Annotated in this window: 10 protein-coding genes; 4 read left to right on the plus strand and 6 right to left on the minus strand. The window is 46.2% G+C overall.

Translation table 11 applies throughout. The features are described from left to right. Nucleotides 1-137: 137 nt before the first annotated feature. The 6 genes from crp to B9J84_RS13005 form a co-directional block, all read right to left on the minus strand. Nucleotides 138-770 carry a cAMP-activated global transcriptional regulator CRP gene (gene crp / locus B9J84_RS12980; RefSeq protein ID WP_010318741.1) on the minus strand — a complete coding sequence of 211 codons (633 nt, stop codon included), beginning with the start codon at nucleotides 768-770 and terminating at the stop codon, nucleotides 138-140. Between the two features lie 241 nt (nucleotides 771-1,011). Further along, nucleotides 1,012-1,881 (minus strand): phosphoribulokinase, encoded by an 870-nt coding sequence (locus tag B9J84_RS12985; RefSeq protein ID WP_017046747.1) that lies wholly within the window; start codon nucleotides 1,879-1,881, stop codon nucleotides 1,012-1,014. An 82-nt stretch (nucleotides 1,882-1,963) separates the two neighbouring features. Then, nucleotides 1,964-2,170: a YheU family protein gene (locus B9J84_RS12990; RefSeq protein WP_010318743.1), complete on the minus strand. Its 207-nt coding sequence runs from the start codon at nucleotides 2,168-2,170 to the stop codon at nucleotides 1,964-1,966. 59 nt (nucleotides 2,171-2,229) lie between these two features. After that, nucleotides 2,230-3,237: a hydrolase gene (locus B9J84_RS12995; RefSeq protein ID WP_094124309.1), complete on the minus strand. Its 1,008-nt coding sequence runs from the start codon at nucleotides 3,235-3,237 to the stop codon at nucleotides 2,230-2,232. Nucleotides 3,238-3,293: 56 nt separating this feature from the next. Then, entirely contained in the window at nucleotides 3,294-3,773 is a 480-nt protein-coding gene (locus tag B9J84_RS13000) for a TIGR02444 family protein (protein ID WP_010318745.1), read from the minus strand. 1 nt (nucleotide 3,774) lies between these two features. Beyond that, on the minus strand, nucleotides 3,775-5,694 hold the full coding sequence (locus B9J84_RS13005) for an ABC transporter ATP-binding protein (protein WP_094124310.1): 1,920 nt from the start codon (nucleotides 5,692-5,694) through the stop codon (nucleotides 3,775-3,777). A 132-nt stretch (nucleotides 5,695-5,826) separates the two neighbouring features. Between B9J84_RS13005 and kefG the strand changes: the two genes are divergently transcribed. The 4 genes from kefG to slyD all read left to right on the plus strand — a co-directional run bounded on the left by kefG (nucleotide 5,827) and on the right by slyD (nucleotide 9,123). Further along, nucleotides 5,827-6,414, plus strand: coding sequence for a glutathione-regulated potassium-efflux system ancillary protein KefG (gene kefG, locus B9J84_RS13010; protein ID WP_174223808.1), 588 nt, complete (start codon nucleotides 5,827-5,829; stop codon nucleotides 6,412-6,414). Continuing rightward, complete coding sequence (gene kefB, locus B9J84_RS13015; RefSeq protein WP_094124311.1) at nucleotides 6,398-8,197, plus strand: glutathione-regulated potassium-efflux system protein KefB; 1,800 nt, start codon at nucleotides 6,398-6,400, stop codon at nucleotides 8,195-8,197. The genes kefG and kefB overlap by 17 nt, the downstream gene beginning before the upstream one ends. A gap of 31 nt (nucleotides 8,198-8,228) precedes the next feature. After that, nucleotides 8,229-8,429, plus strand: coding sequence for a YheV family putative zinc ribbon protein (locus tag B9J84_RS13020; RefSeq protein ID WP_010318749.1), 201 nt, complete (start codon nucleotides 8,229-8,231; stop codon nucleotides 8,427-8,429). Nucleotides 8,430-8,526: 97 nt separating this feature from the next. Next, nucleotides 8,527-9,123, plus strand: coding sequence for a peptidylprolyl isomerase (slyD, locus tag B9J84_RS13025; RefSeq protein ID WP_013855912.1), 597 nt, complete (start codon nucleotides 8,527-8,529; stop codon nucleotides 9,121-9,123). Nucleotides 9,124-9,317 lie beyond the last annotated feature (194 nt).

Here is a 9,317-nt window from a genome sequence, read left to right on the forward strand (position 1 = left end):
AATTAGTATAGTTCAGATTTTTTTAAGTGATGAACGGATGAGAGATAATTTAAGCGAATGGAAATAATTCAAAGAGTTGGCGAAAAAAAAAGAGCCAGTAAAACTGGCTCTTTAATCAAGGTGTTTGCGTTTGAAAATTAACGAGTTCCGTACACCACGATGGTTTTACCGTGGGCAGAAATTAAATTCTGCTCTTCGAGCATCTTCAAAATACGTCCTACAGTTTCACGAGAACAGCCTACAATTTGGCCGATCTCTTGACGGGTGATTTTGATTTGCATGCCATCTGGGTGCGTCATTGCATCAGGTTGTTTCGCTAGGTTGAGTAGCGTTTGTGCAATACGACCCGTCACGTCTAGGAAGGCTAAATCACCCACTTTTTGACTGGTGACTTGTAGACGTCGAGAAATTTGTGCAGACAGACGCATTAAGATGTCTGGGTTCACTTGGATAAGCTGACGGAATTTCTTAAATGAAATTTCCGCAACTTCACAAGGAGATTTTGCACGAACCCAAGCAGTACGCTCTTGGTCTTCTTCGAATAGACCAAGTTCACCGATAAAGTCACCTTGGTTGAGGTAAGAGAGGATCATCTCTTTACCTTCTTCGTCTTTAATCAATACCGCTACCGAGCCTTTGACGATGTAGTACAGCGTCTCTGCTTTTTCGCCCGCATGAATCAACGTGCTTTTCGATGGGTATTTATGAATATGACAGTGTGAAAGAAACCACTCTAGTGTTGGATCGGTTTGAGGTTTACCTAGAACCATAATATCTCACTTCCTCTGCAGGGTACGCTTGCCGCTTTCCATATTGTAGCTAAGCCTAAAATAAGCTTACTAGGATAAGAGCACTTTCCAAATGCTGCAAGCTAACTTGTGTTTCGGTTAAGGATAGTATCCTTTTTCAGAAACGATTTCTTGATTTTAATCGTGTCAGTGGCATGATTTTTTACGCAAAACTGTGCACATGATCACGGTATGAAAAGTAACCGTCAACTTGTCCGATCACTTAGCCAATTTTACCTGTTTCAATCAATTGCTGCAGGATCGGTCTGACGATCAATTCCATCGCAAAACTCATCTTGCCACCCGGTACCACAATGGTGTTGTGGCGCGACATAAAAGAGCCATCAATCATGGCGAGCAGATAGGGGAAATCAACATTCTTTATGCCGCGCAGGCGGATCACGACGAAGCTTTCATCCAAACTAGGGATGCCCTTGGCGTTAAGTGGGTTTGAAGTATCAACCGTCGGTACCCGTTGGAAGTTGATGTGAGTTCGTGAGAATTGGGGGGTGATGTAATTGAGGTAATCATCCATCGAACGGACGATGGAATCCATCACCGCTTCACGTGAATGGCCTCGATCACGAGTATCACGCACGTACTTTTGTATCCACTCAAGGTTAACGATTGGCACCATGCCTATCAAAAAATCGACATGCTGCGCGACGTTTACATCGCCATCGACTACACCGCCATGCAGACCTTCGTAAAACATCACATCCGAGTTGTCTGGTAAATCTTGCCAAGGTGTAAAGGTGCCGGGCATTTGATTGTAGGGCACAGCTTCGTCAAAAGAGTGTAGATAGCGGCGAACTTGGCCTGTGCCTAATTTCCCATATTGGCGGAAAAATTCTTCCAATGCAGGAAAATCATTGGCTTGTGGGCCAAAGTAGCTGATGTGCTTCCCTTGTTCGCGCGCTTTACGAATTTCCACATCCATTTCTGGCCGTGTAAAGCGATGGAAGCTATCCCCTTCAACCCATGCTGGTTTAATGTTCATCATATTGAACATTTTGCGAAAGGCTTCTGAGGTCGTAGTTGTACCGGCACCGGACGAGCCGGTGACAGCGATAATTGGATGTTTTGCTGACATGACAAACCCTGTCTGTATGTAACGTACTTGTTATCGATGGCTGCAATATAGCACGAAAAGAGTAGATTGTTTTGAGCTGAAATTATTTACGCAATTGAATATCCACACTTTCATGCAACTCAGAATAGACGATGATCGCCTCCCCTGTTGCGAGCTGTTTCTTTATTTGCTCGATTTTTTGCTGCAATGGTACTTCCTGCTCTCCGTAATCAGTACCTTCGCGTAATACAAACGTTTCAATCAAATTATCCAGTGTTTCAGGCGCAATGTGCTGCCAAGGAATAAGCATGACGACCTCTTAAACTGTCATGGAGAAAAGGGTATCGATTTAAAGCGATATGTGATTAATCATGCGTTGCATTGATGGTCAATAGGGTTGCCGTGACGCAGGTTTTCGTAATAGGTTGGAAGTGCTTCTTCGAGCCAAAATTTAGGCTTAAGCGCGCTACCGCTGAGAAAACCGACATGGCCACCTTGGGTAAATAAGCGGTAATGGATGTTCTCTGGTAAGGAAAATTTGGGGATCACGGCATCTGTCATAAAGGGATCATCTTGCGCTTGAATGATTTGTAGCGGCACGCGAATTTGTGTCAGCTTTGAAAGGCCTGAGCACTGCTGGTAGTAATCCTGCGCATCTTGAAAACCATGCAAAGGCGCGGTGATGAGATTGTCAAATTCGTAAAGTTTTTTGATGTGTTTAATTTGATGGTTAGAAATACCTAACTCATTATGTAAAAGATGCTGTTTCTTTAGTGCATTTTTTTTCAATGATGTCAGTAAGTAAGCGCGATAAACCTTTGAAAATCCCTGTTCAATACGTGTGGAACACGCTGCCAGATCGAGCGGAGCGGAGACAACGGTTGCCGCGCTAACGATCGGGTCGTGATTATATTGCGCTAAGTAATTAACCAACATATTGCCGCCAAGAGAAATGCCCACCGCGACGATAGGTCTATTCGGGCATTGCTTGCGTATGTATTCGAGCACAAAGCGTGCATCTTCAACCTCACCAGAATGGTAAGCGCGTGCCAAATGGTTCGGTTTGCCGCTACAGCCGCGAAAATGCATCATGACCGATAACCACCCCTGCTGTGCGAAGGCGTACATTAAGCCATTGGCATACGGGCTATGAAAACTGCCTTCTAAGCCATGAAACAAGATAAATAGGGGTTTATTTTGTACTCGCTCTGAGCGCCAATCATCACTCCAAGCAAGGTCTAAAAAATCACCATCAGGTGTAAACAGCGTTTGCCACAGCGGCTCAAAACGTGCGCGTTTGCGCAACAAACGAGGAAGCAGAGTCTGAAGGTGTGGATTTGTTAGTCCAGTAGCAGCGATAAATGGAGTCATAACCATAGCGTATTATTTTTATGAATTGCGACCAGTATACACCGAGCGAGCAATTGATGTAGTTACGGTTTTTGAGAATGAGGCGCCGGGGTTTTAAAAGCGAGATGCAAATGCTCACAGCCAAGCTGGCGACAGTAACGCAGCGTTAATTGTTCACCATGGTTATTCTGCAATGCCAATGCGTTGATACATTCCACGAGGTCAGCTTGCTGCTGCTTTTCAAGCTGCAGCTCAAATTGCAGCGCCTCGCGGTACAGCGTATCTGGCACCATGCTTTTCAAACGTCGTCTTAACTCTCGGTAACTGTGCAGCAGCGCTTCTGAACGGCCGATACATTGAGTGACATTTTGCCAGTCAGCATCGGCAACCGTCACTTGTTGCTCATCAAGCCATTTGAGTAGCAGCAATAAGTTGACGTTGCCGTGGAAGTTATTTTGTAAACTTAAGCACGCCTCTTTCACTTCTCGCACGCTGTAGTATTGCAAACTGAATTGCCATAAGCGTTCTAAGGTCAGAGATAATCGTACGTGCTCTTGGCTCATCTTAGCGACTGAATTCCTGCTCTAGTTGTTCGAGTGTCTCTTGTTCCGACATCCATTCCATTTCGATCGCTTCAAGTGCCGATTTACTGCGAGCTTGAAGCGCAATCACTTCGGTAAGTTTAGCTTTGTTTTCGGCTTCATACAGCGAAGTATCAGACAATTGCGCTTCAGTTTGCGCCAGTGCCGCATTCAATGTGTCCATTTTCGCTTCGAGTTGTGTCAGTTTTTTGCGAATTGGTGCGGTTTGGATGCGAAATTCCGCTTCTCGGCGCTTTTGATCTTTTTTGGCTGCGGCACTGTTGCTACTGTCTTTGGCAGGTTGCTGAGATTGAACTTCTCTACGTTCCGCTTTCTGTTGTTCTGTCAGCCACTTGTAGTAGTCGGTCAAATCCCCATCGAAAGGCGCGACTTGACGATCGTGCACCAAGTACAAGTCATCGGTGGTTGCGCGCAGTAGATAGCGATCATGGCTGACGATGACCATCGCGCCTTCAAAGGTTTGCAGGGCAAACGTTAGGGCTTGACGCATATCCAAGTCTAAGTGGTTGGTGGGTTCATCAAGCAGCAGCAAGTTCGGTTTTTGCCACACAATTAGCGCAAGCACTAAGCGAGCCTTTTCACCCCCGGAAAACGGAGCGATTTTCTCTAGCGCTTTGTCGCCTTGGAAACCAAAACTACCCAGATAATTACGCAGCTCAAGTTCGTTTTTATCCGGGGCAATTTGCATCATGTGCTGCAGAGGGGTCTCTTCTGGATGCAGTGTTTCTAACTGATGCTGGGCAAAGTAACCAATCTTTACACCTTGCGAATAAGTGAGATCGCCGCCTTGCGGTTTTAACTCACCGGAGAGTAATTTAATTAATGTTGATTTACCCGCACCGTTACGCCCGAGTAATCCAATACGGCTTCCCGGTACAAGGTTGAGGCGAATTTTTTCTAAAATTAAACGTTCACCATACCCGGCGTAGACTTCGTCCATCATCATGATTGGGTTAGGCAGTGCCGAAGGCTCTCGAAATTCGAAATTAAATGGGTTATCAAATTGAGCTGGCAGCACTTTTTCCATTCGTTCCAACGCTTTGATACGACTTTGTGCTTGGCGAGCTTTGGAGGCCTTGTAGCGGAAACGGTCGATGTAGCTTTGCATGTGCACCATCTGTTTTTGCTGCTTCTGGTACATGGCTTGTTGCAAGATCAGTTTTTGCGCCCGTTGATTTTCAAACGATGAGTAGTTTCCGGTGTATTCGTTCATGGCTTGATTTTCGATATGGATGATGCGTCCGACGATCGGATCAAGAAAATCGCGGTCATGGGAAATCAAGATCAAGGTGCCGGGATAGTTTTGTAACCAACGTTCAAGCCACATGACGGCGTCCAAATCCAAGTGGTTGGTTGGTTCATCAAGCAGCAGTAAATCCGAGCGGCACAACAGCGCTTGCGCTAAGTTTAAGCGCATCCGCCAACCACCCGAAAATTGCGTTAAACTCCATCCCATCTGCTCTTGGCTAAACCCCAAACCATCAAGCAGTTCAGAAGCGCGGGCGCGAATACTGTATCCGCCGATGGTTTCAATTTTTCCATGCAGCTCTGCAACCAAGGTTCCTTGGTCTGCCTCTTCAGCAACGCTGAGGCGTCGTTCTAATTCACGATATTCACGATCGCCATCGATGACATATTCAATCGCATTGCGATCAAGAGCCGGAGTTTCTTGGGCAACCCAAGCCAGTTCCCAGTGAGCTGGTTTACTGAAGGAGCCAGCGTCAATAGACAGCTCATCTTTGAGTAGGGCAAAGAGCGTTGATTTGCCACAGCCATTTTTGCCTACTAGGCCAACTTTATCGCCCGGCTGGATAGTTGCAGAGGCCTTTTCAAGGAGCGGTTTACCGCCGCGCAGTAATTGAATATCAGAGAAGGTAATCATAAAAATCTATTTTTCATATCGAGACGTTATCGCGTGGAATAGTAGGGGCAATAAGGATAAATGTCGATCATTATGCAAATTGCGTTATTATGCTTAATAACATATTGATAACTATTGGGAGCGCAGACAAAAATGTCCACCACCGTCATGCCTGACCAAATTACACCTAAAATATTGGTGATTTATGCGCATCCTGAGCCATTAAACTCCATCGCCAATCAAACTATGCTGCACAATATTGCGTCACTTTCCCACGTCACTGTGCATGACTTGTATGCAACCTATCCCGATTTTTTTATCGATGTGCACGCAGAGCAGCAAAAACTACTTGAGCATGATGTGATTGTGTTTCAACACCCTCTTTATATGTATTCCTGCCCAGCGCTACTCAAAGAGTGGTTTGATCGCGTACTTGCCAAAGGGTTTGCCTTCGGCGGACAGACGGCGTTGCATGGTAAATACTGGCGTAGCGTCATCACCACGGGCGGAAAAAAAGAAGCGTTTGATGAGCGGGGCTACAACAAATACCCACTGGATCAAATTCTCCAACCATTTGAATTAACCGCGGCTCTGTGTTGTATGAACTGGATGGAACCGTTAGTTCTCTACTGGTCACGTAATGTGAGTGATATGGAGCGCTATCAACACGCTGAGCATTATCGACACTGGTTGCAACACCCACTGGCCACACAAGGAGAGCTTGATGGCGTTAAGCGGTGATTTTTTACAAAGCAGCGTGGTGTTTTTAACCGCGGCTGTGGTGGCCGTACCGATTGCTCAGCGTGCAGGGCTGGGTTCGGTGCTCGGCTATTTGTTAGCTGGTGTAGCCATAGGCCCTTGGGGGCTGGGTTTAATCAGTGATGTGCAAGCCATATTACACTTTGCTGAATTTGGCGTGGTGCTGCTGCTGTTTCTGATTGGGCTGGAATTAAACCCCAAAAAATTATGGCAGATGCGTGGGCCGATCCTTGGTTTGGGTGGCGCGCAGGTAGTGGTAAGTACCTTAGTCATCGCCAGTATTGCTTATCTATTAGGCGTTAACTGGCAAAGTAGTTTAGTGATTGGTATGGGCCTTGCGCTCTCTTCGACAGCAATCGCATTACGCGTAATTGAAGAGCAAGGGCTAACACGCAGTGAAGCTGGCCAGTCTGGTTTTGCGGTACTGCTTTTTCAAGATATCGCTGTCATCCCGATGTTGGCCTTTTTGCCTTTACTGGCAGGCAACGCCGGTGGAAGCTGGTTAGATGTGATTTGGATGTTGGGTGGCATTACCGCTTTGCTGGTCGGGGGGCATTTTCTATTGAGCCCGCTGTTTCGTTATATTGTGACCAGTGGTGTGCGTGAACTTTTTACCGTTGCCGCCTTGCTGTTGGTGATTGGGATTGCACTGTTAATGCAGCAGCTTGGCTTGTCAATGGCGCTCGGTACTTTCCTTGCTGGTGTGTTGCTGGCAGAAAGTGAATTTCGCCATGAACTTGAGATCGCGATTGAACCGTTTAAAGGGTTATTGCTCGGGCTATTTTTTATTGCCGTTGGAATGGCGGTTAATTTGGGCTTATTGGCGCAAGCGCCGCTGCAAGTGTTGGCGGCTGTATTAGGTCTAGTGGTGCTGAAAGGAGGAATCCTTTATCTCCTCGCACGTTTATCGGGTACGCGTTCTAAAGCACGCAGCAAAATGGCGGCGATCCTCAGCCAAGGCGGCGAGTTCGCGTTCGTGATTTTCACTGCGGCAAGCGCACAGGGTGTGCTATCACAGGATCAAGTGGCCTTTTTGCTCGTTGTGGTCAGTCTGTCGATGGTCACCACACCTTTATTACTGACGATTCAGGACAAATGGTTTGCGCGAAAATTGAACCTCAGCAGTGACGATGAGATGCATTCCGATGTCGTCAATAAACAGCCGCAAATCATCATTGCGGGTTTTGGCCGTTTTGGGCAAATTGTAGGGCGTTTGATGTACGCCAATAAGATTAAAATTACCGTATTAGAAAGCGATGCCAGTCAAATTAAATTATTGAGAGAGTACGGTTATAACGTTTTTTATGGTGATGCGACTCAACTTGAACTGTTGCGCGCCGCGGGTGCAGAAGAAGCTGAGGCGATTGTCATCTGTACTGATGCGCCCGATGAAGTGATGAAAATTGTCGAGCTTTGTCAGCACCATTTCCCGCAGTTAAAGATCTTAGCTCGCGCTCGTAGCCGGGTAGAGGCGTATCAGTTACTCAGCCATGGGGTCGATAAATACTCGCGGGAAACTTTCTTAGGCGCTTTGGACCTCGGCCGACAAGTACTGGTCGAATTGGGCATGCACCCTTACCAAGCCAAGCGCGCCGAAGCACATTTTAGAAAACTCGATAATGCGATGCTCAAAGAGCTGCTACCGCAACATAACCAAGACAAACAACTCGCACTGCGCGCCAAAGAGGCACGTAAAGAGCTGGAAGAAATATTTGGGCGTGAAATGGATAATGATCGCCAATCTCGTCATTATTGGGAAAAATAACGCCAATCAATATTCAGTTGTAGGATGTAACGTGAAACAGAAAAAACGCTTTATTGCCGGTGCAAAGTGCCCAAGTTGTCAGTCACAAGATACTCTGCGCTGGTGGGTTGAAAACAACATAGAGCTCGTTGAGTGTGTCGAGTGCGACTACCATGAGCAGCGAAAGCCCAAATCCGTAGAAAAAAGTGAACATGCTCGGCAAGAGATGATCGGGATTTTTAAACCAGAATAATTGAGTTTCTGGAATAGATCTTCATAATACGCCTCATACCGATCGATTTCTTAGGTTTGAAGATGACAACCTAGGAACAAACCTCCTTGGAGTTGTTATGAAAATTGAAAAGAACGTGGTTGTAAGCCTAGCCTACCAATTAGTATTGGAAGATGGTGCAGTCGTAGACCAATCAACAGTTGATGCACCACTAGATTACCTTCACGGTCACAACAATCTAATCACTGGCCTTGAAAATGAGTTAGAAGGAAAAGTTGTGGGCGATAAGTTCACAGCAACTATCGCTCCTGAAGAAGCGTACGGTGAATACAACGATGAGCTTGTACAACGTGTACCTGCTGAAGTTTTCCAAGGCGTTGATGAAATTGAAGTGGGTATGCGTTTTCTAGCGGATACTGACCAAGGCCAAATTCCAGTTGAAATCACGGAAGTGGATGGTGACGAAGTGGTAGTTGATGGTAACCACATGTTGGCTGGCCAAACATTAACGTTTGATGTAGAAGTCGTTGCGATTCGCGCTGCAACTGAAGAAGAGATCCAACATGGTCACATTCACCAAGCTGGTGGCTGTGGACATGGCCACGACCATGACCACGATCATGATCATGAAGGTGGTTGCTGTGGTGGTGAAGGCCATGACCATGGTGAGAAAAAAGAAGGTTGTTGCGGTGGCGGCAGCTGCGGTTCACATTAATCATTTTTTGGTTGGTAGTGCCAAAGTAGGCAGTAATAACCGACTGATACAATGAAATGGAAAGCGTTAATCGTCATGCGATTAGCGCTTTTTTGTTGCTTGTTAATTATTACAGTACTCACTTGCCGCCTACCTGCAACTTCAAGTTATTTGGGTATAGTTAATGTGTAGAACAGAAGTGTATTGCCTCTCAA

Source organism: Vibrio sp. V03_P4A6T147, assembly GCF_002241085.1.
Taxonomy (GTDB): domain Bacteria; phylum Pseudomonadota; class Gammaproteobacteria; order Enterobacterales; family Vibrionaceae; genus Vibrio; species Vibrio anguillarum.

Bases quoted from the DNA above. Each gene is read 5' to 3' on its own strand.
- B9J84_RS12995 (WP_094124309.1), bottom strand. From the start codon at position 3,237: ATGGTTATGACTCCATTTATCGCTGCTACTGGACTAACAAATCCACAC.
- kefB (WP_094124311.1), top strand. From the start codon at position 6,398: ATGGCGTTAAGCGGTGATTTTTTACAAAGCAGCGTGGTGTTTTTAACC.
- crp (WP_010318741.1), bottom strand. From the start codon at position 770: ATGGTTCTAGGTAAACCTCAAACCGATCCAACACTAGAGTGGTTTCTT.
- B9J84_RS13005 (WP_094124310.1), bottom strand. From the start codon at position 5,694: ATGATTACCTTCTCTGATATTCAATTACTGCGCGGCGGTAAACCGCTC.
- B9J84_RS12990 (WP_010318743.1), bottom strand. From the start codon at position 2,170: ATGCTTATTCCTTGGCAGCACATTGCGCCTGAAACACTGGATAATTTG.
- B9J84_RS12985 (WP_017046747.1), bottom strand. From the start codon at position 1,881: ATGTCAGCAAAACATCCAATTATCGCTGTCACCGGCTCGTCCGGTGCC.
- slyD (WP_013855912.1), top strand. From the start codon at position 8,527: ATGAAAATTGAAAAGAACGTGGTTGTAAGCCTAGCCTACCAATTAGTA.
- kefG (WP_174223808.1), top strand. From the start codon at position 5,827: ATGTCCACCACCGTCATGCCTGACCAAATTACACCTAAAATATTGGTG.
- B9J84_RS13000 (WP_010318745.1), bottom strand. From the start codon at position 3,773: ATGAGCCAAGAGCACGTACGATTATCTCTGACCTTAGAACGCTTATGG.